Origin of the sequence: Mycobacterium syngnathidarum (genome assembly GCF_001942625.1) — a bacterium.
GTDB lineage: Bacteria > Actinomycetota > Actinomycetes > Mycobacteriales > Mycobacteriaceae > Mycobacterium > Mycobacterium syngnathidarum.
The window spans coordinates 1-24,284 of sequence record NZ_MLCL01000074.1 but is presented as its reverse complement, the minus strand read 5'-3'; the positions used below and the strand labels follow the sequence as shown (position 1 = coordinate 24,284).

Below are 24,284 nucleotides of genomic sequence, written 5' to 3'. Positions count from 1 at the left end.
CCTCGCCCCTGGGTTGGTCAATGCGCTACAGCTTGAGTTCGCCGACGAGGGCGTCAACGACCTCGCGCAGGTCACCGTCACTCTCCTCGGCCACCCGGCGCTGCCGTTGATAGGAAGCGCCGCCGCGGTAGATGTCGGTCACCGCGGCGAGCTCGTCGGAGCATCCCAGTGATTTGGCCACCGGCTCAAGGTGATTCAGCAAGTCATCGAGGTCTTCGGTGACCAACCGCTCGTTGCTGTCGGAATCCAGGATGATCACGGCGTCCAGGCCGTAGCGGGCCGCTCGCCACTTGTTCTCCTGTACGTGCCAGGGCGGCATCGTCGGCAACTGTTCGCCCGCATCGAGCCTGCGGTCCATATCGACGATCAGGCAATGGGTCAACGCCACGAGCGCACCCAGCTCCCGCACGTTGGACACTCCGTCGAAGATCCGTACCTCGACGGTGCCCAGGTGTGGCGACGGCCTGATGTCCCAGCGAATCTCGTTGAGGTGGTCGATGATGCCGGTCTTCTTCTGATCGTGGACGAAGCCTTCGAATTCCGGCCAGGTCTGGAATTGGAACGGCAGGCCTGCGGTGGGCAACTGCTGGAACATCATCGCCCGGTTGCTGGCATAGCCGGTGTCCTCACCGTCCCAGAACGGTGAGGACGCCGAGAGCGCCAACAGGTGTGGGTACTGATTGAGCAGCGAGGAGATGATCGGCATCACCTTGTGCGCCGAGGACACCCCGACGTGCACGTGCACACCCCAGATCAACATCTGGCGACCCCACCATTGGGTGCGCTTGATCAGTTCGGCATACCGCGGCGCGTCGGTCAGCTGTTGGGCCGACCATTTCGCGAACGGATGGGTGCCTGCGCAAAAGAGTTCCATGCCGCGGTCGTGCACGATCTTGCGCACGGGGCCGAGCGTGCTGCGCAAGTCGTCCATCGCCTCACCGGTGTTCTCACAGATGCCGGTGACGATCTCGATGGTGTTGCGCAGCAGCTCCTTGTGCACGTGCGGGCTCTCGCCGACTTCGGCGATCACCTCGGCGGCGCCGTTGCTCAGATCACGAGTGTCGGCGTCGACGAGAGCGAACTCCCATTCGACGCCGACGGTGGGCCGGGGCGACCCGGCAAAATCGATCCGGCTGTCAGCCGGCGCCGATAACACCGCACGCCACCCGACTGCCGGCGTCGCCGGTGGCCAAGGTCGCCTGATCGGGGCCGGGGGCGCCACCAACGACCTGCTGGTACTTCTCCGGCGGAATGTTGGCGAAGTTGTCCGCCTTCTCGTGGATGATGATGGCGGTCTTGGCGCCGCCCAGCAGATCCTCGGCGGTGAAGGCGTCGGTGGTGGTCACCAACTTGCCCGAGCCGTCAGCACGGATCTGCAGCGAGCTGAGGTCTCCGCTGGAGGGGTGGCCGGAGTGTCCGGACACCTGAAGATGGCCACCGGCCGAGTTGAAATCGCCGGGCGCTCCGCCGGTCGGGGCCACCGAGTTGGCCTCACATTTGCCGACCGAGTGGATGTGCAGACCGTGGAAGCCGGGGGCCAGCTTGCCCGGGGCGGTGGTCTCGACGGTGACGGTGGCGAATCCGTCGGCGAACTGGAGATCGGCAGTTGCCACAGACGTGCCATCGGCGGTCTTGAGCTCCGCGGTCAGGGTCTCACCACCGCTGGTGCCCTGTGCGCCGTGGCCCTCGCCGTGCTCACCGGGAGCGGCCGAGGGCGACGGCGATCCGGTCCAGATCGCCGGGGTGGTGCCGGGCGTGTCGGACGGCACCTCTCCGGGCGGACTGCAGGCGCTCAGCGCGACAACGGGGGCAGCGAACAGGATGGCAACACTGACGGGCTTCAGCATGGCCCAAAGCCTAGCCGGTGACTACCACGATCACGCCCGGTGGTTGCTCGAGAAGTTCCGGACGCCGGGGTTCGACAGGCGCCTGGATCGCCTTGCCCACGGCCTCGGCAGCTTCCTTCTCTCCCTCGGTCTCACCGAAGAACACCGTCGTGCCGGCAACACCTTCCATAGTCAGGTTGCCGGTCTCGGTGACATTCCAGTGCGCCTCGCGCAGGCGGTTGGCCGTGGTCTCGGCCGCGCCGGCAACATCGGAGACGTTGTACACACGCACGTCGGCCTTGACCTCTGGTGCGGGTTCGGCCTTTGCCGAGGTCTTCGTGGTGGTCGTCGTGGTGGTCGTGGCCACGGACGACGACTGATCCGACGAGTCGTCGTCGGAGCCGAGGGCCTGGAAACCGACCAGCAGGAACACGACCCCGAGGAACAACAGCACCATCACCATGGCACGCAGGGGCAACCCGGAGGAGTCTCGCTGATTCATCGCCACCACTGTATCGAGCGAACCGCCCGATCCCTCACTCCGGCCATTTGTCCTCCTCGCGTGCGGGGAAGATCTTTAGGTGCTGATATCGAAGCCGAGCCGCCGCGCAGCCCGTGCCTTCTGCCGGCTGGCCCGCATCCGCCGCAACCGCTTGACCAGCATCGGATCGGCTGCCAGCGCCTCAGGACGGTCCACCAGCGCGTTCAGCACCTGGTAGTAACGGGTGGCCGACATCGAGAAGAGCTCTTTGATCGCGTCTTCCTTACTTCCGGCGTACTTCCACCATTGGCGTTCGAAGGCCAAAATATCGTGCTCGCGCCGGGTGAGCCCATCGCTCAGGTCAGAGTCGTCCCCGGATTGCTCAGTCCGCGCCATGGCGCCGTCCATATCGCTCCTTGGACCCTTCCGACACTTGAGAAATGACATCACTGTGGTTCGGCGATTATTCAACCACGGCTTGCTGGGTCCGGCTGACACATAAACCCGCGAGTCGGGTGAGAAGCATTGCCACTTTAAGCTTCCCCCATGGCCGTCCTACCGATTTGCATCGTCGGAGATCCCGTTCTGCACACACCCACCGAGCCGGTGCCCGTCGGCCCGGACGGTTCACTGCCCGCGGACCTGCCCCAACTCATTCAGGACATGTTCGACACCATGGACGCCGCGAACGGGGTTGGCTTGGCCGCCAACCAGATCGGCGTGGGCAAGCGGTTGTTCGTCTATGACTGTGCACCGACCCGCGGCCACACCACCCGCCGCCGCGGGGTGGTCATCAACCCGGTGCTGGAGACCTCCGAGGTCCCCGAGACGATGCCCGACCCCGACGACGACGAGGAAGGCTGCCTGTCCGTACCGGGGGAGAATTTTCCGACCGGACGGGCGGACTGGGCGCGGGTCACCGGGCTGGACGGCGACGGTTCACCGGTCACTCTCGAGGGCACCGACTTGTTTGCCCGGATGCTGCAGCACGAGACCGGGCACCTCGACGGATTCCTCTACATCGACCGCCTCGTGGGCCGGTATGCGCGGGCGGCCAAGAAGACCGTCAAGCGCAACGGCTGGGGCGTGCCCGGCCTGTCCTGGATGCCGGGCGAGGTTCCCGACCCATTCGGGCACTGATGCCGGCACTGCCCGCGCTCGGGTCCCGGGTCAGCCTGCGCTACCGGCTGCCGGCCGGGTCGGCCAAGCCGCTGACCGACGTCATCGGCCATCTGGAACGCGTCGAGCCGACGGTGCTGATCCGCGCCAAGGACGGCGAGCTGGTCGAGGTCTCGGCTGCCGACATCATCAGTGTGCGCGAGCTGTCCCATGCCCCGGTGCGTACCTCGGCGATCCGCGCGCTCGAACACGCCGCGGCGATGGCCTGGCCGGGCGTCGAGCAGCAATGGTTGGGCGGTTGGCTGTTGCGCGCCGGGCACGGCGTCACCAGCCGCGCCAATTCGGCGATCCCATTGGGTGTGTCGGCACAGATCGCCGACCTGTCCGCGGTGCGCGACTGGTACCGGGAGCGTGGCCTGCCGGCCTGGCTGGCGCTGCCCGAGCGGCTCCTGCCGATACGGACCCCGGGCGTCAAACCGGCGCGGGTGATGGTGCGTGAGCTCCCGGCTGTCCCCGTCCCGAGCGTCACGCCTGCGCAACCCTCGCCGCCGAGCGTCACGCTGGCGCAGCAACCGGACGCACAGTGGCTCCAGCTCTACGAACGCGAGGTCCCCGTCGACGTCCTGACGGCCGTGGCCGACGGCGAGTTGACCTTCGCGACGGTCGCGGGCTGCGCGGTCGGCCGGGGTGCGGTGACCACCGCCCCGGACGGCACCGCCTGGCTGGGGATCTCGTCGGTCCGCGTCGGTCCGGCCCACCGTCGTCAGGGCCATGCCCGGGCCGTGTGCGAGGCGCTGTTGTCCTGGGGCGCTGCGGCTGGCGCCGGCCGGGCCTACGTCCAGGTGGAACTCGACAACCACGAGGCGATCGCGCTGTACACCTCGTTGGGTTTCCGGCTACATCACCAAACCCGTTATGTCGCAGTGGACGACATTGTCACGCCGCGCTGATGCTGCCCCCGCCGTCGACCCTGATGATCTGACCCGTGAGGTAGCCGGCATCCTCGTCCAGCAGTGCGCAGATCGCGTGGGCGATCTCGTGCGGCTTTCCGACCCGGCGCATCGGAATGGTGCCCAGCATGTGGTGCTCACGTTCTGATCCCTGCGGGCTGCGTTCGCGGTACATCTCGGTCTCGGTCGGTCCGGGCGCGACGGCGTTGACGGTGATGCCGGTCGACGCGAGCTCACCGGCCCAGATCCGGGTGGCGGTTTCCAACGCCGCCTTGGCCGCGGCATACGGCGTGCGTTCGGGGGTCCCGAGCGTGGTCAGGCTGGTCACGTTGACGATGCGACCCCAGCCTGCGGCCAGCATTCCCGGCAACGCCGCCTGCACGACCTGAACCGCGGTCCGCACGTTGAGGTCGTAGGTCTCGAACAGGTCGTCCAGATCGATGCTGCCGATGCGCGCGAAGCGGGTCAGCATTCTGCCGTCCCTGACCGGCTCGCACCCCGGAATCGTCAGTCGCCCGCTGGTCCCGCGGACCACCCGGACGTTGGCGCTGGCAGTCGGCCCGGCCGCCGGCCCCGCTGCCCGGGCGTTCCTGCGTCTGGCCGGCGCCCGTAACCTCTAACCCCATGCGCCTGGCCACCTGGAACGTCAATTCGATCCGAACCCGAGTCGACCGTGTGGTCGATTGGCTGGAGCGGGCCGACGTCGACGTGCTGGCCATGCAGGAAACCAAGTGCACCGACGCGCAGTTTCCGATGATGCCGTTCGCCGCGCTGGGCTACGAGGTGGCCCATATCGGGCTCAACCAGTGGAACGGCGTGGCCATCGCCTCGCGGGTCGGCCTCGACGACATCGAGATCGGATTCGCCGGACAACCCACCTGGAGCAGCAAGCCCGAGGAGGAGGCGATCGCCGAGGCCCGCGCTCTCGGAGCGACCTGCGGCGGGGTGCGGGTGTGGAGCCTGTATGTGCCCAATGGCCGGACCCTGGCCGATCCGCACTATGCCTACAAGCTGGATTGGCTTGCCGCCCTGCGGGATACCGCCGCCGGCTGGCTCAAGGACGATCCGGATCAGCCCATCGCGCTGGTCGGCGACTGGAACATCGCGCCGAAGGACGAAGACGTCTGGGACATGGCCGCGTTCGACGGCAGCACGCACGTGTCCGAACCCGAGCGCGCCGCCTTCCAGGCCATGCATGACGCCCAATTCACCGATGTGGTGCGGCCTTTCACGGAAGGCCCGGGAATCTACACCTACTGGGACTACACCCAGCTGGCCTTCCAGAAGCGCCGCGGCATGCGCATCGACTTCATCCTCGGCTCCCCCGGCCTGGCCTCGCGGGTCACCAACGCAGAGATCGTGAAGGACGAACGTCGCCCCAAGAAGGGCACCACCGCGCCCAGCGATCACGCCCCGGCCGTGGTCGAGCTCGGCTGAGCATTCCGCGGTCGACTCTGCGCCCTGGCCGCAGGATCAACGCCATGACCGGCCGGGCTGGGCAGTTAACATTGGCCCGACGAGAGGGGCCACATGACGACGAGGTGGAGCGCGGTCTCCAAATCGCCGACCTTGCCGGTGGAGCACACACCGGCCGCGGGCCTGTCGGCCGCCGACCTGTTCACCCCGCCCACTGCGCCGGACGTCACTCTCGACGAGAAGCTGCGCCGCGCCTACTTCTGGCTGATCAACAAAGCCGTCATCTCCCCGTTCTATGACGTCGAGTTCGGCTCAGACACCACGGTCAACTATCCACTCGGTGATGCCGGGGCCTCCCTGAGCCTGCCGAAACATCCGGCCTATTCGTCCAATGTCCTTGTGCCACTGCTGACTTTCGCGGTCGGGGGCCGGTGTCTGTTGATCGGCGGCCCGGGCCGCGGCAAGACCACACTGGCGGTGCTGATGGGCGTCCTCGCGGGCTCGGCGCCCGCCGACGTGCGCCGCCACGTCCAGCAGGGGCAGCCGCAGCTGACCGTGGGTGACCTGGTCGGGATTCCGTTGCCCCGCGATCTGGTGCAGGCCGGGAGCCTGGCCGAGATCACCATCGCCTGGAAGAGCTGGCTGACCGCGCCGGTCAAGATCGTCGACGAGTACAACCGGATTCCGACCAAGACCCAGTCCGCGCTGCTGACCATGGTCGCCGAGGGGTACGTCGAAAGCCACGACCAGATGCACGTCACGGCACCCGAACATGGGGTGCAGAGCTGGTTCTTCACCGCCAACGACGACGGCGGCGGCGGCACGTTCCCGGTGATCCAGGCGCTGCGTGACCGGATCGACGTGACCGTGCAGGCCTTCGGGTTCAACAGCCGGTTCCTCGACGAGCTGGTGAGCCGGGTCGAGGCCGGTGACCGCCCCGAGGACAACGTGCCGGCCGAGCTGGTGTTCACCGCGGCCGAGCAGGCCGCCGTGGTCGAGGCTATTCGCGCGATCCCGGTACCCACCGAAGTACGCCGACGCCTGGAGTTCTTCGTCAGCCACTTCGAATTCGTCCAGCACGGTGGCCGCCGCTTCGAATACCGGACCAAGGATGTGGTGGCCACTGCCGGTCTTGAGGTCGAGCAGATCATCGACGCCAACTCCGGTGCCGATCTGCAGGTCGATCTCGGCGCGCAGACCGTCAACGGGGTGTCCGTGCGCTCACTGCAGAACCTGGTGCTCTACGCCAAGGCGCTGGCCTGGTTCCGCGGCAACGGCACCGTCACACTCGAGGACGTCCGCGCGATGGTGCCGTTCGCATTGCGCGGCAAGCTGTTACCGAACGCTGCGCATCCCCGGTTCGACACCGGCACCGATCGCGAGCTGGCATCCGATCCGGCGAGCTGGCTGACCGACCTGTTCGATACCTCGTGCCGCCAGTACGTCGCGCTGGCCCGCGAGGATGAGGACCCGGTGGCCGAGCTGCTCACCGAGTTCGGCGGCGGCCTCGACGGCTTGGACGCACTCGAGGTTTCGCGACGCCTCACCACGATCGAATCACGTATCGCGGCGGTGTCGGGCGTGGGCAAGGTCTACGGCCGGGATTTCGATGACCTGGTGGCGTTGAAGTATCTCTACCAACGGTATTCGAACTATCTGCATTGGCTGGAGAGCGGCCGGTGATTGCCCGGGCCGTCCACCAGGTCAACCTCGGCCTACCCGCGCCGGCCGTCGACCTTCCCGCGATGGCAGGACTCGACTTGGCCCTTTCGGCCGACAACGTGGCCCGCTTCGGCGGGGATCCACGCCGGTACCGTCATGCGTTGCACGGCATCTCGTCGCCGTCCGAGAAGATGGTCAGCGTCGCGGCGGTTGCCGCCTGGCGGGCCGGGGTGCTCGGGATCCGCGCCGATGCGCTGTCCCGATTACAGCTGCTGCCAATCGATGTCGCGGCCACGGTGCTGGGCCTGCCGGTCGATGCCGTCGTCCCCTTCACCAATGGGCAGACGGTGGACCGGTTCTACTGGCCGCTGCGCCCACCAGGTCAGTTCATCGCCCGGATCGGCGGCTTCACCGGCCTGGGCGGCAGGTGGGATCACCCACCCACCGCTCCCGCACCGTGCGGGCCGGGCCGGTGGACCGTGGACGTCGGCACGCAGCGCTGGCAGATCGACGCCGACGTATTCGGCCACGTAGTGGCCTTCGCACCCACTGAGAGCGCTGTGGACGCCGGCCCACGTACCGCCCAATTGGTCGTGCGGCCGACCTCCTATCTGGCCGAGATCTGGCCGGCATGACCGGGCGGACGCCGACCGACACCGAGCTGGTGGCCTGGCGGGCCGCACTGGATCTGTGGAACGTTCAGCTGCACCCACCGAACATGGTGCGGGACAGCGCCGCCGGTACCTTCGCGTGGTTCACGTTCCCGCCGTCGATCTCGATCGACATCGACGAGTTGGCCCGCCAAGGGGCCCAGCACCATCTGGTGAGCGTGTTCGCTCACGAGATCGGCCATCACGTGCTGTCGCCGAGCACCCGCGTGGTCTCGTTCAAACTCCTGCAACAGATGGCCCGGGCCATCGTGGCCAGCGATCCGCGCCGGGCAATTCCCGTCACCGGCACGGCCCGGAGACTGTCCAACCTGTGGTCGGACCTGCTGATCAACGACCGGGTGGTGCGGATGCAGCGCCGGCAGTACCCGGGCACCGAACCGGACATGATCGCGTTGTGGCGCACGCTGACCACCCGGGAGCCGGCCGCAGACGCGCCGTGGTGGGTGCTGATGCGTGCCTACGAGTTGCTGTGGTCCCTGCCGTCGAACACGTTGTGCCCCAATGAACCACCTGTGCTGCCGGCATCGGCGCGGGAGGAGGCCCGGGCCCGCCAGCACATCGACCCGGCCACACTCGACGTGTCGATGGTCCGCGAGGATCTGCAGGAGAAGGAACGCATCCACCGGGCGGCCGCCCTGCGGGTACGTGCCCTGCAGGATGAACTGCTGCTCAGTCAGCCGGTGCAACCGGTTGCCGATGCCGAATACGTGGCGCAGGCGGTACGCACCTTCGCCGCCGATCCGGTGGGCGGGGCCCTGACTTTCGGTATGGTCCTGGTGCCCTATCTGGTACTGGAATCGATGGTGGCCGCCGGCGCGGGCATGCCGAGCGGCGGGTGTGCCGAACAGGACGGATCACCGGCCACCGCAGCCGAACTCGCCGAGGTACTGTCCGACCCGCGGCTCGACGAGCCACCTGTGCACCCGGCAGCAGCCGCGGTCGGAACCACCGAAACGGGTCAGGCGCCGGGCCAAGGTTACGGTGTCGCCGAGACGTTGGCCCTGTTCGACGGATCCGATCCCAACGCCGTGATGCTGGCCTGGTACGAGTCGCAGGCCCGGCCGTGGATCCGCCCGCTGCTGCAGTCTGGGCGCGGCGTCGCCGCTCACGGGATCCCCGGGCCGCTGGAGACGTGGGAACTCGGCGACGATGCCACCGAGTTGGACTGGCCGGCCACCCTCGCCACCAACCCGGTTGTGGTACCCGGGGTGACGACGCGGCGCCGTACCCAACTGCCTGACGATCCGGTCGCCACCACCGAAGCGGTGACGCTGGATCTCTACATCGACTCGTCCGGCTCGATGCCGCGTCCCGATCGAGGTTCCCCCGCCGTGCTGGCCGGCATGATCCTCGCTCTGTCGGTACTCAAAGGTGGTGGACGCGTTCGGGTCACGTCATGGTCGGGCCGGGGTCAAGTGGCCGGTGACAGCGTGTACACCCGCGACCGCTCGGAGATCATGCGCCAACTGACGACGTTCTTCAGCGGTGGCACGGTGTTTCCCCTCGATCTGCTCGCACACCGGTACCCGCCCGGCGACCACGGCACTGACGAGCTGCGCCACCTGGTGGTGCTGTCCGATGATGGCTTGAAGTCGCTGTTCGGCGCAGGCCAGCAGGAGTACTCGACGGTGGCTGCCGCGGTACGGCGCCAACTCGATACCGCCACCCTGTTGGTGCAGGACCGGCGCCGGTCGGTGGCCGCTCCGGCCGCCGAGGCCGGCTACGAGGTCGATTATCTGGACCACATGGCAGATGCCCCGGCCGTCTGCGCAAGGTTGGCCGCACGGATCGCGGTATATCGGCGGGAGGTGTTGCGTGGCTGAACAATTGGCCAACTGGTTTGCCGAGGGGCTGGACGAGCAGGCGGTGTGGTCGGGCCTGAATCCCGGCCCCACGGTGGATGAGGTCGCCGCCCGGCTGGCCAGCACGCCGCAGCCGTTCCTCGCCGACACGGTCGACGTGGTGGCCCTCGCCTGCGACGTGTTCAACCACACCGGCTGTGCGGCCGCCGCCCAGCGCATCGCCGAGCGGGGGACGCCGGCCTCGCGGCGCGGCGCCGCCATCGGGTTGTGGTTGTTCGCCAGTGCGGATCTGATCGGCCCGTTCAGCGTCTCGCTCGACGAGCGGAGGGCCGCGACAGCCTTGTTGGCGTTGGCGTTTCGGGTGGCCCCCTTGGTGGAGCCCGGCCGCTGGCTCAGCGATTCGGACCGCCGGGACGAGGCGGTGCGCACGTTCCTGCTCTGGGATGGCCTACTGCCGCACGGCGAGGACGCCGTGCAGGCCCGGTCGTTGTTCGAGATGCGTGATTCGGTGCGCCGCGAAGGCGCGCTGGCCCAGGCACTGGCCGATCACGAACATCGCATGGCTGTGCAACGCCGCCTGGCCGACGCCAAGGCCAAAGAAGCTGCGGCACGGTACAACAGTGAGTGACGATCCGCTGCGGCTCGATGATTACGTGCCGTTCGGTCAGGTGGCGCTCACCGACGAACAGCGCTGGCCGGGCCTGTCGGCCTCCGGCCGGGTGCGGCTGGCCGCCCTGGAACAGCACCGGCACGCACCGGCCTGGTGCCACCGCGTCGGGCACCGTCTCACCCCGGACCAGCAACAGCAGGCCACCCGGCAACTGCCGCTGGACAATTGGCTGCCGTCACACCTCGCGCTGGCCCGCACCCTGCCGGCCTATCGCCGCCATACAGGTCCGCTGGACACTCTCGCCGATTTCCCGCTGATCGGCCGCGAAGATCTCGTCGACGACATCGCAGCGTTCGTCCCGCCCGGTGCCGACCTGAGCCGGATTCTGCACGGCACGAGTTCGGGCAGCACCGGCGCGGCCCTGGTCATGCCCGACGACCCCGATGAGTTGGCCCGCGGATTTCACTGGCTGCGGGGGCTGGTGGGTGCCCACTGGGAACCGCTGGAGCGCCGAATAGCCCTGGCACAAACCGTGTTTCAACGGCAGGCATTCACCTACACCTCGGTGGTCCCGGGTTTCGGGGAAGCCCTGATGGCCCGGCTCAACCTGCATCCGGGTGCCTGGGCAGGCGGCGGCGCGCAGCGCGACGCGTATCTGCGGCACACCGATCCCCAGGTGATCAGCGGCACGCCCACGTCGCTGGAAGTGCTGTTGGAACCCGCGCTCGTCGCCACGTTGCGGCCGCTGGCGCTGATCTCCGGGGCGATGACCCTGACCGGGCCGTTGCGCCAGGCCCTCGAGGTGGCCTACGACTGTCCGGTTCTGGACGTCTACGGCCTGCACGAGACCCGGCCGATCGCGGTCAGCGACGACGGCGGGCCGTTCGTGGTGGCGGCGCGGCGCGTGCATGTCGAAGTGCTGGCCGGCGAGGTGGTGGTGACGTGCGGCGAGAACCAGTTCCTGCCGCTGGTCCGCTACCGCACCGGCGACTACGCGCGCCTGGTGACCCATTGCGGCCGTCCGGCCCTGGCCGATCTGGAAGGCCGGGAGGCAACGGTTTTCGTGTCGGCGACCGACGACGCGGTGCCGTGCGTCGACCTGACCCAGCAGTTGCAGGCCGCCGGTGCGCGCGGGTGGAGCGTCAACCAGGACTCGGCGGGCCGTGTCGCGGCGGTGATCGCCTCCGGTGACCGCCGGCGGGTGGCCGAGGCGCTGACTCTCCTGCTGGGACGCCCGGTCGAGGTCACCCGGGTGGCAACACTTGCCGAACTGGGCCCCGGCAAGCCGCGGCGCTACTCCTGCGCTATCGCGCCGACGCGACGATGATTTCCACGGCTTCTGTCACGCTGTCGGTGCAATGCAGCAGCTCCAACTCCGATTCGGAGATCTTTCCGCCGGACAGCATCGTGTTGCGGATCCAGTCGATCAGGCCCGACCAGTAGTCGACACCTAGCAATATGATCGGAAACTCGGTGACCTTGTGGGTCTGCACCAGCGTAAGTGCCTCGAAGAGCTCGTCGAGGGTGCCGAATCCGCCCGGCAGGCACACGAATGCCTGCGCATATTTGACGAACATGGTCTTGCGGACGAAGAAGTAGCGGAAGTTGATGCCGAGATCGACCCAATGGTTGAGGCGCTGCTCGAAGGGCAGTTCGATGCCCAGCCCCACGGAGTAGCCGCCGGACTCGCTGGCTCCGCGGTTGACCGCCTCCATGGAGCCCGGACCGCCCCCGGTGATCACCGCGTAGCCGGCCCGCACCAGCGCGATGCCCAGCTCCTCGCCCAACCGGTACTCCGGCGAATGCGGCTGCGTGCGGGCTGAGCCGAAAACTGTGACAGCCCTGGGCATTTCAGAGAGGGCATCGAAGCCGTCGACGAACTCGCCCTGGATGCGCATCACCCGCCACGGATCGGTGTGCACCCAGTCGGTGGGGCCGCGCCGGTCCAGCAGCCGTTGGTCGGCGGTCGCGGCGGCGCAACGTTCGCGACGCAGTTGCACCGAACCGCGAATCTGCAGCGGGCTGTCGTCGTTCTCGGTCATGCGGGTTTGACGCCCACCGTGATGACGTCGGAGATCGGCGTCCAGATCGGCCGGCGCACCCGGTGTTGCTCGACGACGGTGAATCCGGCCGCCTCGAACAGCGTGCGCATCTCCTTCTCGGTGGGGCTGTGCGCGGGGGCACCCAAGTCGGCCGACAGCGCGTGCAGCGGCAGGAAGGTACGGCGCGGGCTCATCGTCGTCACGGCCACCATCCCCCCGGGCCTCAGCACCCGAGAGAACTCCGCGAGTGCGGCGGGCTGGTCGAAGAAGTGGAACGCCGAGGTGGTGACCACCGCGTCGAGGAAACCGTCCTCGAAAGGCAGTTCCTCGGCCGGGGCGGACTTCCACCGCACCCGGTCGGAACGTTTGCGGGCCTGGGCGAGCATGCCGTCGGACATGTCCAGGCCGTACACCTCGTCAGGCAACAGTTCCCGCTGGATGCGGTCGGCCAGAATACCGGTGCCACAAGCGATGTCGGCGATCGCACGGGCACCGCGCTGCTGCAGTTGGGCGATCACCTCATCCTGGGCGGGCCGGTACACCCACCGTTGGAGACAGCCCTGATCGTAGGCCGGTGCGGCAAAGCTCCAGAAGCTCGTGATGGCATCGTTGAATCCACGGCGCTGTGTGGTGGTCACGAGCCCGAGTCTAGGTCGGCCGCTCAGGCCTCGTTGTCGGCTCCGGCCGCTCAGGCCTCGTTGTCGGCTCCGGCCTCCGTGCCATAGCGGCCGGCACTGAACATCGACGCCACCGCCCCGATCACCATCATCACCGCCGCGGCGGTGAACACCACGGTCAGCCCGGAATGGAACGGGTCGGTGATCAGCTGCGGGAAGAATGTCTGCCCGGTGATCACGTCGGCGTTCACCCCGGTCTGGTGCAGCGAGTCGTAGGGGGCGAGGAGCTCGGCCATCGGGTTGTAACCGAGGAAGGCCGCGAACAAGCTGCCGACCGGGGGCAGGTTCGCCACGTCATGGGCCACTGAGGCCGAAACACCTTGCTGGGTCAGGCCGGTGGTCAGTGCCGTCGGCAAGGTGTTGGCCAGCCCGACGATCATCAGTGAGAAGAAGATGCCGATCGACAGTGAATTGCCTGCGTTGAAGAACGTGGACCGCACGCCCGAAGCCGCGCCACGCTGACCGGCCGGCACGCTCGACATGATGGCCGCGGTGTTGGGGGCGGTGAAGATGCCGCCGCCCAGGCCGTTGAGGAAGACCAGGATCGCGAAGAGCCAGTAGTCGAAATTGACCGGGATGAGCAGCAACGCCACGAACGTGACCGCCATCAGCAGCATGCCGCCGACGGTCAGCGGCCGCGCGCCGATGCGGTCGGAGAGCGACCCGGCGAGCGGTGCGGCGACCAGAAACCCGACGGTGACCGGCAACAGGTAGATGCCCGCCCACAGTGGGGTGGACTCGAAGCTGTAGCCGTGCAGTGGCAGCCAGATCCCCTGCAACCAGATGATCAGCATGAACTGCAGCCCGCCGCGGCCCACCGAGGACATCAGGCCCGCCAGGTTGCCCATCCCGAACGCGGCTGATTTGAACAACCGGATGTCAACCATGGGCGAGGGCACGTTCAGCTCGACGAAGCAGAACGCCACCAGGAGCAGCAGGCCGATCCCGATGGAGCCCAGCACCCACGGGCTGGTCCAGCCGGTGGTCGAGTCACCGTAGGGCTGGATGCCGTAGGTGATGCCGATCAGGAGCACGGTCAGACCCAGCCCGAAGGTCAGCGTGCCGGCCCAGTCGAGCCGTCCGGCGGTGCGGACCCCGAGTTCTTTCAGGGAGCGGTAGCTCCAGATGGTGCCGACGACGCCGATCGGCACGCCCACCCAGAAGATGGCCTTCCAGTGCCATTCGGACAGGAAGCCTCCGATCAGCAGCCCGAGGAACGATCCGGCGACGGCGGCCACCATGTTGGTGCCCAGCGCCATCCCGCGCTGGTTGGCGGGAAAGGCGTCGGTGAGGATCGCCGACGACGAAGCCATCAGCATGGCGCCGCCGACACCCTGGACGACGCGCCAGCCGATCAGCCAGACGGCGCCACCACCGAGCTGGAACGGGTCGAAGGACAGCGCGATCGCGGCCACGGTGAAGACCACGAAACCCAGGTTGTAGATGCGGACGCGGCCGTACATGTCACCGAGGCGCCCGAACGGCACGACCAGCACCGCGGTCACCACCAGGTAGCCCATCAACATCCACAGCAGGTAGCTGACGTTGCCGGGAGCCAACGGGTTCAGCCCGATGCCGCGGAAGATCGCCGGCAGCGAGATCAGCACGATTGAGGCGTTGATCGAGGCCAGCAGGATGCCCAACGTGGTGTTGGACAGCACCACCCACTTGTAGAACGGATGGTCGTCGAGAGGGCTGGAGTCCAGGCCTCCGCTTCGACGCGCGGTCGCGGCCTGGGCAGCGTCGACGTCGCCGGCCGTGTTCGTCATCTCAGTCGTCATCCGTCTTCGCTCTAGTGCCATCGAGGGCTGGGCCCAATAAGTGCAAAACACATATATTAGCTATGCAAATCAAGCTGAGGCAACCCGAGAACTGCTGAGCAACCCCGCCCCCGGCTTCGCCGGTTTCGACGCCAAGGTCGCCCCGGAGCGTTCGACCAGCCCTGACGTCGAAAACCCCGCCGCCCGGTTCCCTAGACCGCAACGTCTGCGCTAGGTTGGGGCCTGCAAACCACACGCGGGAGTGCGCACGAGCGCGCTGAGAGGACGGGTACGCCCGTCGACCGTACGAACCTGACCGGGTCATGCCGGCGTAGGGAGATGAAATGAGCAGTGTATTTGTGAACGACTCGGTCGACCCGTCGGTCACGATTGGTCCGATCACCGGAAGCACAAAGGTCTATCGCGAGATCAACCATGACGGCACGACGATGCGGGTGCCGTTTCGCCGGGTGAACCTCACCAACGGCGAGCATCTGGACCTGTACGACACGTCGGGCCCCTACACCGACGACGATGCGGCGGTCGATCTGAACGCCGGCCTGCCGCCGCGGCCCGGGGTGCACACGGACCGCGGCACCCAGCTGCAGCGGGCCCGGGCCGGCGAAATCACCGCCGAGATGGCGTATATCGCTGAGCGCGAAGGTGTTTCACCTGAATTGGTGCGTGACGAGGTGGCTCGTGGCCGGGCGGTGATCCCGGCCAACCACAACCACCCGGAGGCGGAGCCGATGATCATCGGCAAGGCGTTCGGCGTGAAAGTCAATGCCAATATCGGGAATTCGGCCGTCACCTCCTCCATCGGCGAGGAGGTCGACAAGATGGTGTGGGCCACCCGCTGGGGCGCGGACACCATCATGGACCTGTCCACCGGCAAGGACATTCACCAGACGCGGGAGTGGATCCTGCGTAACTCGCCGGTCCCCGTCGGCACCGTACCGATCTACCAGGCGCTGGAGAAGGTCAACGGCGACCCCACCAAGCTGACGTGGGAGATGTACCGCGACACCGTGATCGAGCAGTGCGAGCAGGGTGTCGACTACATGACCGTGCACGCCGGGGTGCTGCTGCGCTACATCCCGCTGACCGTCAAGCGGGTCACCGGCATCGTGAGCCGCGGCGGGTCGATCATGGCGGCCTGGTGCCTGGCCCATCACACCGAATCGTTCCTGTACACGCGCTTCGAAGAACTCTGCGAGATCCTGGCCCGGTACGACGTGACGTTCTCGCTCGGCGACGGGCTGCGGCCCGGATCGATCGCCGACGCCAACGACGAGGCCCAGTTCGCCGAGTTGACCACCCTGGGCGAACTGACCAAGATCGCGAAATCCCATGGCGTGCAGGTGATGATCGAAGGCCCGGGCCATGTGCCGATGCACAAGATCGTGGAGAACGTCAAGCTCGAGGAAGAGCTCTGCGAAGAGGCACCGTTCTACACGTTGGGCCCGTTGGCCACCGACATCGCCCCGGCTTACGACCACATCACCAGCGCGATCGGCGCGGCAATCATCGCCCAGGCCGGCACCGCGATGCTGTGTTATGTCACGCCGAAGGAACACCTGGGCCTGCCCGACCGCAAGGACGTCAAGGACGGGGTGATCGCGTACAAGATCGCCGCGCACGCTGCCGACCTCGCCAAAGGCCACCCCCTCGCACAGCAGCGTGACGACGCGCTTTCAAAGGCGCGGTTCGAGTTCCGCTGGCACGATCAGTTCGCGTTGTCACTGGACCCTGACACCGCGCGCGAGTTCCACGACGAGACGCTGCCCGCCGAACCGGCCAAGACCGCGCACTTCTGCTCGATGTGCGGCCCCAAGTTCTGCTCGATGCGCATCACGCAGGACATCCGGGATGCCTACCCCGACGGTGTCGCGCCCGAAGATATCGAGGCCGGCATGGCCGCCAAGTCCCAAGAGTTCGCCGACCACGGTAACCGCGTCTATCTACCCTTGACGACGTGAACTACCTGCCGCTGGCCTCCGCGGGTGACACCCCGCGGCGGGTGATGACCATCGCCGGTTCGGACTCCGGCGGTGGCGCCGGGATCCAGGCCGACATGCGGACCTTCGCGATGCTCGGTCTGCACGGCTGCGTCGCGATCACCGCGGTGACCGTGCAGAACTCCGTCGGCGTCAAGGGTTTCCACGAGGTCCCGCTCGATGTCGTCGCCGGCCAGATCTCGGCGGTGACCTCCGACATCGGCATCCAGGCCGCCAAGACCGGGATGCTGGCCTCCTCGGAGATCATCACCACGATCGCCGAGACCTGGCGGGCAGAAGGACTGGCCGCAACCGTACCGTTGGTCGTCGACCCGGTCTGTGCGTCGATGCACGGCGATCCGCTGCTGCACCACAGCGCCCTGGAGGCCCTGCGCACGGAGCTCTTCCCGCTGGCGACACTGGTCACGCCGAACCTCGACGAAGTCCGGTTGCTGGTGGACATCGAGGTCGTCGACACCGCTTCGCAGCGCGACGCGGCGCGTGCGCTGCACGCGCTCGGTCCCCAGTGGGCGTTGGTCAAAGGTGGGCACCTCCGCTCGTCGGCGGCCAGCCCCGACCTGCTGTTCGACGGCACCGATTTCCACGAGTTCCAAGCCCCTCGGGTCGACACCGGTAACGACCACGGTGCCGGCGATACTCTGGCCGCGGCCACGGCTTGCGCTCTGGCACACGGGTATTCGGTTCCACAGGCGGTGGAGTTCGGCAAGGCCTGGGTCACCGAATGCATTCGGGCCAACTATCCGCTTGGCCACGGCCACGGCCCGGTGAACGCGCTCTTCCGGTTGCAGCCATGAACCTGGAGGCGATCGCAGGCGTCGCGCACGAACCGGACCGGCCGGCGCGCGGCGTCGTCGTCCTCACCCACGGGGCCGGCGGAAACCGCGACTCGGCAATGCTGGTCAAGCTCTGCGACGAGTGGGCCTCGCGCGGCTGGCTGGCCATCCGCTACAACCTGCCGTACCGCCGCCGCAGACCGAAGGGGCCACCCTCGGGCTCTGCGACCGGAGACCAGGACGGGATCGCCGAGGCGATCGCGCTGGCCCGCACCCTGGCCGATGGCCCGGTGATCGCGGGCGGGCATTCGTACGGCGGGCGGATGACATCGATGGTGGCCGCCGATAAGGACAACGGGGCGGGACCCGACGTGTTGACGTTGTTCTCCTACCCGCTGCATCCGCCGGGCAAGCCGGAACGCGCCCGCACCGAGCACTTGCCCCGCATCACCGTCCCCACGGTATTCACCTGTGGCACGTCCGATCCGTTCGGCACGGTCGACGAGCTCACGGCGGCCGCGGCATTGGTCAGCGGACCGACCGAACTCGTCGTCATCGAAGGTGCCCGTCACGACCTCGGATCCAAGCGCCTGAACGTGCCGGCCCTTGCGGTCGACGCGGCGCTGAGGGCAGTCGATATCGTCGAAGCATGAGTTACCCGCCCGGCCCTCCCGGCCCGCAGGGCCACAACTACCCGCCACCGCCTCCGCAGCCGTATTCCACGAGGGGCGACCAGTTCTCGGCACCGCCGAAGAAGTCGTCGGCACTCAAGTGGGTGCTGCTCGGTGTCGTGGTGTTGGTGGCGATCGCGGTCGCCGCGGGCGTGGTGTTCTACCTCGCGCGAGATCGTGGCGCCACCGAGGCCAGCCAGGTCCGCTCGGGTGACTGCCTGGCCGAGATTCCCGACAGCAGCCGTGTGCTGTACGTCAAGACGGTCAGTTGCGATCAGCCGCACAAGGGTGAGGTGTTCGCGGTGCTGGCGCTACCCGACGGGGATTTCCCGGGCGATCCCGCAGTGGTCAAGTACGCCGACAAGTGCGCGCCGGCACTCGCTCGGTACGCCCCCGACGCCAACTCGGAATCCGGCATTCAGCTGTTCGTCCTGTACCCCACTGCAGACTCGTGGCAACGCGGGGACCGCACGGTGACATGCATCGCTACCAGCAAGAATCCCCGCACCGGAAAAGTAGGGTAACGCGCTACTCTATTCGCCGCCGACCGGGCGAGCCGACACTCGCCACATGGTCGAGATACAGCAGGCTCACGCTCAGGCGACAGCGACCGTGCTGCCTTTGGCGCCACGTAACCCCCTGCCATACCGGCAACAGCTCACCTCGCTGCGCGACTTTGCCGCGGGCCAGCAGAGGCTGCACGACGCCGGCGGTCCGGTGACCCGGGCCGTGCTGGGCCCGCGGTGGCTGATCCCCCCGCTCGTGCTCGTCGCGTCGCCGCAGGGCGCACGCGATGTGCTGAGTCGGCGCGACGGGGTCGTCGACCGTGGCGGTGTCACCACCATGGTGCAGATGCAACGTCTCATGGGTGGCAACCTGCTCGACCTACCACACGATCGCTGGCTGCCGCGGCGTCGCACATTGCAGCCGATGTTCACCAAACAGCATGTCCCCCGGTACGCCGGGCACATGTCGGCCGCGGCCCAGTCTTTGACTGACGGATGGGCGCACAACCAAACCATCGACCTCGACAACGCCTGCCGCGTCTTGACTTTGCGCGCACTGGGGCGCTCGGTCTTCGGCTTGGATCTGGATGCGCGCGCCGAGGAGGTGGGGCCTGCGTTGCGCACCGCGCTCTCGTGGGTGGCAGATCGCGCGGTGCGACCGGTCAATCTTCCGCAGTGGTTCCCCACCACAGGCCAACGCCGGGCCCGCGCCGCCAACGCCAAGCTTCACCGGCTGGCCGCCGAGATCCTTTCCGAGGTGCGCAACGATCCAGATCGGGATGCACCATTGGTGCGTGCGCTCATGGAGGCCCGCGACCCGAACACCGGGCAAGCGCTGTCCGACGACGAAATCGGCCATGAATTGGTGCTTTTCATGCTCGCCGGCCATGACACCACGTCGACCACCCTGTGTTACTCCTTGTGGACGCTGGGCCGGCACCCTGCCATCCAGGCCGGGGTTTTCGCCGAGGTCGCCGCGCTCGGCGATCGCGTGCTGACCCCCGACGACGTGCCACACCTGGAGTACACGGTGCGGGTGTTGCACGAGGCACTGCGGCTGTGCCCGCCGGCCGCAGGGATGATTCGTCAACTCAACGAGGAATTGACGATAGACGGCTACCGCGTCGAGGCCGGCTCGATGGCAAGCGTCGACATCTATGCGATGCATCGCGATCCGGACCTGTGGGAGGATCCGCTGACCTTCGACCCGGACCGGTTCACCCCCGAGCGGTCGGCAGGTCGAAACCGTTGGCAGTACCTGCCTTTCGGCGGTGGCCCACGGTCCTGCGTCGGCGATCACTTCGCGATGCTGGAGGCCACTCTCGCGCTGGCGACCATCGTGCGCGAGGTCTCCATGACCTCCCTGCATGACGACTTCCCGGTGGAGACGCCGTTCACCGTCATCGCGGCCGGGCCGATCCCGGCCCGCATCACCAGGAGAACCTGACGATCTGGCCCGCACTGAGGGAACCCTCGACTTTGACCCCTCGACAAAGTACCCGGTACCTGCGGTACTGTCTGCACCATGAGCCCGGGGGACTACGAGGCAGTCATCGTCGGTGCCGGATTCGCCGGCATCGGCGCCGCCATCCAGCTCAAACGGCTGGGCATCGAGGACTTCGTGATCCTGGATCGCGAGGACGACCTCGGCGGCACCTGGTATGTCAACCACTACCCCGGCTTGGCCGTCGACGTGCCGACCACCACGTACTCGTACTTCTTCGAGCCGAATCCGAACTGGTCACGGTTGTTCTCGACCGGCACCGAGATCAAGCGTTACGCCGACGAGGTCGCCGACAAATACGACGTACGCCGCCACATCCGGTTCAACACCACCGTGGAGGGTGCCCGCTGGGATGAGGAGTCCTCGCGCTGGCGGATCGCGCTGACCGGCGGCGAGCAGGTGAGCGCCCAGTTCCTGCTCACCGCCACCGGCTTCCTGTCGCAGCCGCACACCCCCGACATCCCCGGCATCGACGACTTCGCCGGCAAGGTCATCCACACCACCGACTGGGACGATGCCTACCGGCCTGACGGGCGCCGGATCGCGATCATCGGCACGGGTGCCACGGCCGTGCAGCTCATCCCCGAGCTGGCCAAGAAGGCCGCCGACCTGACCGTCTACCAACGCACCCCGATCTGGGTCGTGCCCAAGATCGACCTCAAGTTCCCACCGCAGGCCCGTCGTCTGTTCGCCCGCGTACCAGCCAGCCAACGGGTGATCCGGGCCGTCACCGACGCCATCTACGCGTTCATGGTCGACACCGCGGTGCTCAAGCACCGGTACTTCCGCCGGTTCAACATCGCGGCCGCCGACCTGGCCAAACTGCACCGGTTCGTCTCGATCCGCGATCCGGAACTGCGCCGCAAGCTGACCCCGGACTACGACTTCGGGTGCAAGCGTCCGACGTTCTCCAACGGCTACTACCGCACTTTCACCAAACCGCATGTGCACCTGCAGGCCGATGGCATCGAACGCGTCGAGGCAGACGGCATCGTCAACGCAGATGGCACCCGGACGGATATCGACACGCTGGTGCTGGCGACCGGCTTCGATCTGTGGGACGCCAACTTCCCGGCCATCGAGGTGATCGGACGTGAGGGCCGCAACCTCGGAAAGTGGTGGCGGGAAACCCGGTTCCAGGCCTATCAGGGCGTATCGATGCCGTATTTCCCGAACTACCTGAGCCTGGCGAGCCCGTACGCCTTCCTGGGTCTGAACTTCTTCAACACGATGGAGTATCAGATGCGGTTGATGGACCGGCTGTTCGGCGAACTCCAGCGCCGCAACGCCTCGATGTTCGAGGTCACCGAGCCGGCCAACCGCCGGTACCTGGACCGGATGACGCAGTTGCTGGGCGACTCTTTGTTCACCCTCGGAAACTGCTCGTCGGCACGGTCGTACTATTTCAATCCGAGCGGCGAGGCAACGCTGCTCCGGCCGATGACGACCCGCCGGGCCGTCGCCGAAGCTTCACGATTCCCGTTGAGCGACTACACGTTTGCCTGATCAGAGAGGATCACACATGACAGAGGGCAAGAACTCCACGCTGGCCAAGTTCGTCGGCCTCAGCGTGGCCGGCGCCGGCATCTCACATTTCGTGAAGCCGCAGCTGTTCGAGTCGATCACCAAGCCGGCATTCCCCAAGGACACGCAGAAGCACATCTACACCAACGGCGGCATCGAGACCGCGATCGGGTTGGGCCTCCTGCTGCCCAAGACCCGCAAGCTGGCCAAGATCGGCACGCTCGGCTACGTGGCCTACCTGGCCGGCAATGCCGTCCGTAACCGGTAGCGGCCCAACAGGGTCAGATCGATCATGACGGCGACGACGGCTCGGGCCTGCTCCGAATTCTGATAATTCATGAGCCGGCCCAAGTCGATCACCAAGGCCATCGCGGCATGAACCGCGAACCGCGCCTGCGCTGCGCTCCACCCCGGGCGCACCGGCATCACGACCTCGACCCACGATTCCACGGCAGCCCGCTGCAGGTCGCGCAGAATCTTCTGGTCGGCGGGAGTCATGTTCAGGCGTTCGGTGTAGTACACGTAGTCGAGTTCGGGGCGGTCGAACGATCGGGCCACATAATCGTCGATGAGCGCACCCAGCGCCTGTTCGGGGTCCTGGGCCGCGCCGAGGACTTCCGACATGTCCGCCGAGAGCCGGTCGGCGGCGCGGCGAAACCCGGCGGCCAAGATGTCGGATTTTCCGGAGAAGTACCGGTAGATCCCCGAGGCGGGCATGCCGACCGCCGCGGCGATGTCCTCCATCGTGGTGTCGCGATAGCCGTTCTGGTTGAACAGCCGCATCGACTCGGTCAGCAGCGCTTCATACTTCGTCGCATTGACAGCCGGCGTAGGTGGCGCGACGGGGTCTGTCGCGTTCGGAAAGTCGGGCAGTTCGGCGGCCAGCACGCTGTCGCAGATCTCTGCGAGCAGCGCGCGGATCTGACCGGCGGGCAGTTTGGACCGATGGTCGACGACGCTGCCGATCACGCCGAGAACCGCAGTCGACAGGGTCCACCGGGCTCGCGAATTGAGTTCGGGCCGCAACTCCATCAACGGCCGCTGGATCCGGCGGTGCACGGTGCGCACCTGCGCGTCCAGGGTGCTCTGGTCGTCGCCGCGCAGATAACGCGCTTCCCACCGGTACAGGCCCCCGGATTCCCGGTTCACCAAGGCGGTGTCGCTCAGCGCGGCCACGAGCCTGCGCAATTGGTCACGCGGGTCCCCGTCGGGCTCTTCAGCGAACGCCGTACCGTCGACGAGTTGCTGACTGAGGTTGAGCACGGCGTCGCGGAACAATTCGTACTTGCTCGAATAGTGCCGGTACAACGCCGCCGCGGAGATCCCGACGCGCGAGGCTATGGCCTCCATGCTCACACCGTGATACCCCAGGGCACTGAACGACTCCGCCGAGGCCCGCGCTATCTGGGCCTTTCGGTCTTTCGGGCGGCGCCGCACACCGTTGGCACCACTGTCGATCGACCGGGGCGAGATGCGCGCCATTCCGTCACACTAACGGACCGAACAGCCGGGTCAAAATGGTAGTTCGGCCGAGAATAGCCATTAACATAGACGGCAATAAGCTCAGATGGGGGTGCAGTGCTTGCCAGGTTGCGGACGTTGCTGGCCTACCGCGTCGCACTCGGCGAACTGATCGTGGTGGCCGTGGTGCTCGGGGTGCCGTATCTGTTGGTCGGCACCTTCTGCTCCGGCACGCACACCGACCATCTGCAATCGATGGACAGCCTCGATGCGGTGGTGTCGTTCTTGGGGGCGATCGTCTCGTGGCCCGTGTTGTTGTTCACCGACGTATGCATGACCTGAAGGGGGCACGGTGAGTTTTCGCGCCGTCTATATCGGAATCGCCGCAGCGGTGGTGTTTCTCATCGGGCTGTACCTGTTGAGCCTGCCGGTCTACCTCGACGACTTCGATCAGTTCGGCATGCAGATCCCCTGCGGTTCCGGGTACAGCGCTCACCTGGTGCAGGCCAACGCCGCCGGCCAGGAGTATGTGGACAAGTGCGGTTCGGCCCTGACGATGCGTCGGTTGTGGACCATCCCGATCGTCGCGATCGGGGCGCTGGCCCTGATCGCGGTGCTGTTCCGGGCCGCTACATCCTCGGCACACGAGACGCTGCTGCCGAAGCGCGATACGCACTAGACAGGCTTAGCCTTGATCCACCGATGAATGGGCTGGTTGTTGGGGTGTCGGAATGAGGAAAGTGCCCTCTGAGCTGGAAAGATTGGTGTTCTCTACGCAACAATCCGACCAGCACAAGAAAGGCACTTCCAG

Annotated in this window: 26 protein-coding genes and 1 pseudogene; 18 read left to right on the top strand and 9 right to left on the bottom strand. The window is 67.0% G+C overall.

Going from position 1 to position 24,284, the window contains the following annotated elements; all coding sequences use genetic code 11:
* Positions 1 to 25 precede the first annotated feature (25 nt).
* The 4 genes from BKG60_RS19830 to BKG60_RS19815 all read right to left on the bottom strand — a co-directional run bounded on the left by BKG60_RS19830 (position 26) and on the right by BKG60_RS19815 (position 2,715).
* On the bottom strand, positions 26 to 1,156 hold the full coding sequence (locus BKG60_RS19830; RefSeq protein WP_070946557.1) for a glutamate--cysteine ligase: 1,131 nt from the start codon (positions 1,154 to 1,156) through the stop codon (positions 26 to 28).
* A complete protein-coding gene (gene sodC, locus BKG60_RS19825; protein WP_070946558.1) occupies positions 1,137 to 1,847 on the bottom strand; it encodes a superoxide dismutase[Cu-Zn] in 711 nt (236 codons plus the stop codon). The genes BKG60_RS19830 and sodC overlap by 20 nt, the downstream gene beginning before the upstream one ends.
* Before the next feature lie 10 nt (positions 1,848 to 1,857).
* Positions 1,858 to 2,328, bottom strand: a complete 471-nt coding sequence (locus BKG60_RS19820) for a LytR C-terminal domain-containing protein (RefSeq protein ID WP_070946576.1) — start codon at positions 2,326 to 2,328, stop codon at positions 1,858 to 1,860.
* A gap of 75 nt (positions 2,329 to 2,403) precedes the next feature.
* The gene (locus BKG60_RS19815; RefSeq protein WP_036442184.1) at positions 2,404 to 2,715 is read right to left on the bottom strand and encodes a nucleoid-associated protein NapA; all 312 of its coding nucleotides are present in this window, start codon (positions 2,713 to 2,715) and stop codon (positions 2,404 to 2,406) included.
* A 138-nt stretch (positions 2,716 to 2,853) separates the two neighbouring features.
* Here BKG60_RS19815 and BKG60_RS19810 point away from each other — a divergent pair, with 138 nt between their 5' ends.
* Both BKG60_RS19810 and BKG60_RS19805 read left to right on the top strand, forming a co-directional pair.
* Entirely contained in the window at positions 2,854 to 3,447 is a 594-nt protein-coding gene (locus BKG60_RS19810; RefSeq protein WP_070946559.1) for a peptide deformylase, read from the top strand.
* The gene (locus tag BKG60_RS19805) at positions 3,447 to 4,376 is read left to right on the top strand and encodes an N-acetylglutamate synthase, CG3035 family (protein ID WP_070946560.1); all 930 of its coding nucleotides are present in this window, start codon (positions 3,447 to 3,449) and stop codon (positions 4,374 to 4,376) included. Before BKG60_RS19810 ends, BKG60_RS19805 begins: the two co-directional genes overlap by 1 nt.
* On the opposite strand, the pseudogene BKG60_RS19800 reads toward BKG60_RS19805, so the two are convergent.
* Positions 4,363 to 4,839: pseudogene (locus BKG60_RS19800) on the bottom strand (SDR family oxidoreductase); the annotation flags it as partial. The gene BKG60_RS19805 and the pseudogene BKG60_RS19800 sit on opposite strands and share 14 nt — an antisense overlap.
* Here BKG60_RS19800 and BKG60_RS32070 point away from each other — a divergent pair.
* From BKG60_RS32070 to BKG60_RS19770, 7 genes are all read left to right on the top strand, one after another.
* Positions 4,826 to 4,996 carry a hypothetical protein gene (locus tag BKG60_RS32070; protein ID WP_165617840.1) on the top strand — a complete coding sequence of 57 codons (171 nt, stop codon included), beginning with the start codon at positions 4,826 to 4,828 and terminating at the stop codon, positions 4,994 to 4,996. The pseudogene BKG60_RS19800 and the gene BKG60_RS32070 overlap by 14 nt on opposite strands.
* Before the next feature lie 4 nt (positions 4,997 to 5,000).
* Positions 5,001 to 5,813, top strand: coding sequence for an exodeoxyribonuclease III (locus tag BKG60_RS19795; RefSeq protein ID WP_070946561.1), 813 nt, complete (start codon positions 5,001 to 5,003; stop codon positions 5,811 to 5,813).
* 93 nt (positions 5,814 to 5,906) lie between these two features.
* The gene (locus BKG60_RS19790; RefSeq protein ID WP_070946562.1) at positions 5,907 to 7,475 is read left to right on the top strand and encodes an AAA family ATPase; all 1,569 of its coding nucleotides are present in this window, start codon (positions 5,907 to 5,909) and stop codon (positions 7,473 to 7,475) included.
* Positions 7,472 to 8,089, top strand: coding sequence for a hypothetical protein (locus BKG60_RS19785; RefSeq protein ID WP_075909888.1), 618 nt, complete (start codon positions 7,472 to 7,474; stop codon positions 8,087 to 8,089). Before BKG60_RS19790 ends, BKG60_RS19785 begins: the two co-directional genes overlap by 4 nt.
* Positions 8,086 to 9,948, top strand: coding sequence for a hypothetical protein (locus BKG60_RS19780; protein WP_075909887.1), 1,863 nt, complete (start codon positions 8,086 to 8,088; stop codon positions 9,946 to 9,948). The genes BKG60_RS19785 and BKG60_RS19780 overlap by 4 nt, the downstream gene beginning before the upstream one ends.
* Entirely contained in the window at positions 9,941 to 10,555 is a 615-nt protein-coding gene (locus tag BKG60_RS32065; RefSeq protein WP_070185158.1) for a hypothetical protein, read from the top strand. Before BKG60_RS19780 ends, BKG60_RS32065 begins: the two co-directional genes overlap by 8 nt.
* Positions 10,548 to 11,864, top strand: coding sequence for a phenylacetate--CoA ligase family protein (locus BKG60_RS19770; RefSeq protein WP_070946565.1), 1,317 nt, complete (start codon positions 10,548 to 10,550; stop codon positions 11,862 to 11,864). Before BKG60_RS32065 ends, BKG60_RS19770 begins: the two co-directional genes overlap by 8 nt.
* Here the strand turns inward: BKG60_RS19770 and BKG60_RS19765 are convergent.
* Genes BKG60_RS19765 through BKG60_RS19755 form a run of 3 tightly spaced genes read right to left on the bottom strand, consistent with a single transcriptional unit; the run spans position 11,842 to position 15,037 of the window.
* On the bottom strand, positions 11,842 to 12,579 hold the full coding sequence (locus BKG60_RS19765) for an LOG family protein (protein WP_070185156.1): 738 nt from the start codon (positions 12,577 to 12,579) through the stop codon (positions 11,842 to 11,844). The genes BKG60_RS19770 and BKG60_RS19765 overlap by 23 nt on opposite strands.
* Positions 12,576 to 13,217 carry a class I SAM-dependent methyltransferase gene (locus BKG60_RS19760; RefSeq protein WP_070185155.1) on the bottom strand — a complete coding sequence of 214 codons (642 nt, stop codon included), beginning with the start codon at positions 13,215 to 13,217 and terminating at the stop codon, positions 12,576 to 12,578. The genes BKG60_RS19765 and BKG60_RS19760 overlap by 4 nt, the downstream gene beginning before the upstream one ends.
* Positions 13,218 to 13,267: 50 nt before the next feature.
* The gene (locus BKG60_RS19755) at positions 13,268 to 15,037 is read right to left on the bottom strand and encodes an MFS transporter (RefSeq protein WP_207553889.1); all 1,770 of its coding nucleotides are present in this window, start codon (positions 15,035 to 15,037) and stop codon (positions 13,268 to 13,270) included.
* Positions 15,038 to 15,360: 323 nt separating this feature from the next.
* On the opposite strand from BKG60_RS19755, the gene thiC reads away from it, so the two are divergent.
* From thiC to BKG60_RS19720, 7 genes are all read left to right on the top strand, one after another.
* Complete coding sequence (gene thiC / locus BKG60_RS19750) at positions 15,361 to 16,995, top strand: phosphomethylpyrimidine synthase ThiC (RefSeq protein WP_075909886.1); 1,635 nt, start codon at positions 15,361 to 15,363, stop codon at positions 16,993 to 16,995.
* The gene (thiD, locus tag BKG60_RS19745; protein WP_070185153.1) at positions 16,992 to 17,828 is read left to right on the top strand and encodes a bifunctional hydroxymethylpyrimidine kinase/phosphomethylpyrimidine kinase; all 837 of its coding nucleotides are present in this window, start codon (positions 16,992 to 16,994) and stop codon (positions 17,826 to 17,828) included. Before thiC ends, thiD begins: the two co-directional genes overlap by 4 nt.
* A complete protein-coding gene (locus tag BKG60_RS19740; RefSeq protein ID WP_070946568.1) occupies positions 17,825 to 18,460 on the top strand; it encodes an alpha/beta hydrolase family protein in 636 nt (211 codons plus the stop codon). The genes thiD and BKG60_RS19740 overlap by 4 nt, the downstream gene beginning before the upstream one ends.
* Positions 18,457 to 19,002: a septum formation family protein gene (locus BKG60_RS19735; RefSeq protein WP_070946569.1), complete on the top strand. Its 546-nt coding sequence runs from the start codon at positions 18,457 to 18,459 to the stop codon at positions 19,000 to 19,002. Before BKG60_RS19740 ends, BKG60_RS19735 begins: the two co-directional genes overlap by 4 nt.
* Before the next feature lie 46 nt (positions 19,003 to 19,048).
* Positions 19,049 to 20,431, top strand: coding sequence for a cytochrome P450 (locus BKG60_RS19730; RefSeq protein WP_075909885.1), 1,383 nt, complete (start codon positions 19,049 to 19,051; stop codon positions 20,429 to 20,431).
* Between the two features lie 78 nt (positions 20,432 to 20,509).
* Positions 20,510 to 21,994: a flavin-containing monooxygenase gene (locus BKG60_RS19725; protein WP_070946571.1), complete on the top strand. Its 1,485-nt coding sequence runs from the start codon at positions 20,510 to 20,512 to the stop codon at positions 21,992 to 21,994.
* 16 nt (positions 21,995 to 22,010) lie between these two features.
* Entirely contained in the window at positions 22,011 to 22,280 is a 270-nt protein-coding gene (locus BKG60_RS19720) for a DoxX family protein (RefSeq protein WP_070185627.1), read from the top strand.
* Here BKG60_RS19720 and BKG60_RS19715 read toward each other — a convergent pair.
* The gene (locus BKG60_RS19715) at positions 22,247 to 23,494 is read right to left on the bottom strand and encodes a TetR/AcrR family transcriptional regulator (RefSeq protein ID WP_075909884.1); all 1,248 of its coding nucleotides are present in this window, start codon (positions 23,492 to 23,494) and stop codon (positions 22,247 to 22,249) included. The two genes, BKG60_RS19720 and BKG60_RS19715, sit on opposite strands and share 34 nt — an antisense overlap.
* Before the next feature lie 96 nt (positions 23,495 to 23,590).
* Here BKG60_RS19715 and BKG60_RS19710 point away from each other — a divergent pair, with 96 nt between their 5' ends.
* Positions 23,591 to 23,815 carry a hypothetical protein gene (locus BKG60_RS19710; RefSeq protein ID WP_075909883.1) on the top strand — a complete coding sequence of 75 codons (225 nt, stop codon included), beginning with the start codon at positions 23,591 to 23,593 and terminating at the stop codon, positions 23,813 to 23,815.
* Between the two features lie 10 nt (positions 23,816 to 23,825).
* Positions 23,826 to 24,152: a hypothetical protein gene (locus BKG60_RS19705; RefSeq protein WP_075909882.1), complete on the top strand. Its 327-nt coding sequence runs from the start codon at positions 23,826 to 23,828 to the stop codon at positions 24,150 to 24,152.
* The last annotated feature ends 132 nt before the right edge of the window (positions 24,153 to 24,284 follow it).

What these genes read in the sequence shown, in the direction of transcription:
- sodC (WP_070946558.1), bottom strand. Translation starts at nt 1,847, where the DNA reads ATGCTGAAGCCCGTCAGTGTTGCCATCCTGTTCGCTGCCCCCGTTGTC.
- BKG60_RS19820 (WP_070946576.1), bottom strand. Translation starts at nt 2,328, where the DNA reads ATGAATCAGCGAGACTCCTCCGGGTTGCCCCTGCGTGCCATGGTGATG.
- BKG60_RS19815 (WP_036442184.1), bottom strand. Translation starts at nt 2,715, where the DNA reads ATGGACGGCGCCATGGCGCGGACTGAGCAATCCGGGGACGACTCTGAC.
- BKG60_RS19810 (WP_070946559.1), top strand. Translation starts at nt 2,854, where the DNA reads ATGGCCGTCCTACCGATTTGCATCGTCGGAGATCCCGTTCTGCACACA.
- BKG60_RS19805 (WP_070946560.1), top strand. Translation starts at nt 3,447, where the DNA reads ATGCCGGCACTGCCCGCGCTCGGGTCCCGGGTCAGCCTGCGCTACCGG.
- BKG60_RS32070 (WP_165617840.1), top strand. Translation starts at nt 4,826, where the DNA reads ATGCGCGCGAAGCGGGTCAGCATTCTGCCGTCCCTGACCGGCTCGCAC.
- BKG60_RS19795 (WP_070946561.1), top strand. Translation starts at nt 5,001, where the DNA reads ATGCGCCTGGCCACCTGGAACGTCAATTCGATCCGAACCCGAGTCGAC.
- BKG60_RS19790 (WP_070946562.1), top strand. Translation starts at nt 5,907, where the DNA reads ATGACGACGAGGTGGAGCGCGGTCTCCAAATCGCCGACCTTGCCGGTG.
- BKG60_RS19780 (WP_075909887.1), top strand. Translation starts at nt 8,086, where the DNA reads ATGACCGGGCGGACGCCGACCGACACCGAGCTGGTGGCCTGGCGGGCC.
- BKG60_RS19765 (WP_070185156.1), bottom strand. Translation starts at nt 12,579, where the DNA reads ATGACCGAGAACGACGACAGCCCGCTGCAGATTCGCGGTTCGGTGCAA.
- BKG60_RS19755 (WP_207553889.1), bottom strand. Translation starts at nt 15,037, where the DNA reads ATGACGACTGAGATGACGAACACGGCCGGCGACGTCGACGCTGCCCAG.
- thiC (WP_075909886.1), top strand. Translation starts at nt 15,361, where the DNA reads ATGAGCAGTGTATTTGTGAACGACTCGGTCGACCCGTCGGTCACGATT.
- BKG60_RS19740 (WP_070946568.1), top strand. Translation starts at nt 17,825, where the DNA reads ATGAACCTGGAGGCGATCGCAGGCGTCGCGCACGAACCGGACCGGCCG.
- BKG60_RS19735 (WP_070946569.1), top strand. Translation starts at nt 18,457, where the DNA reads ATGAGTTACCCGCCCGGCCCTCCCGGCCCGCAGGGCCACAACTACCCG.
- BKG60_RS19730 (WP_075909885.1), top strand. Translation starts at nt 19,049, where the DNA reads ATGGTCGAGATACAGCAGGCTCACGCTCAGGCGACAGCGACCGTGCTG.
- BKG60_RS19725 (WP_070946571.1), top strand. Translation starts at nt 20,510, where the DNA reads ATGAGCCCGGGGGACTACGAGGCAGTCATCGTCGGTGCCGGATTCGCC.
- BKG60_RS19720 (WP_070185627.1), top strand. Translation starts at nt 22,011, where the DNA reads ATGACAGAGGGCAAGAACTCCACGCTGGCCAAGTTCGTCGGCCTCAGC.
- BKG60_RS19715 (WP_075909884.1), bottom strand. Translation starts at nt 23,494, where the DNA reads ATGGCGCGCATCTCGCCCCGGTCGATCGACAGTGGTGCCAACGGTGTG.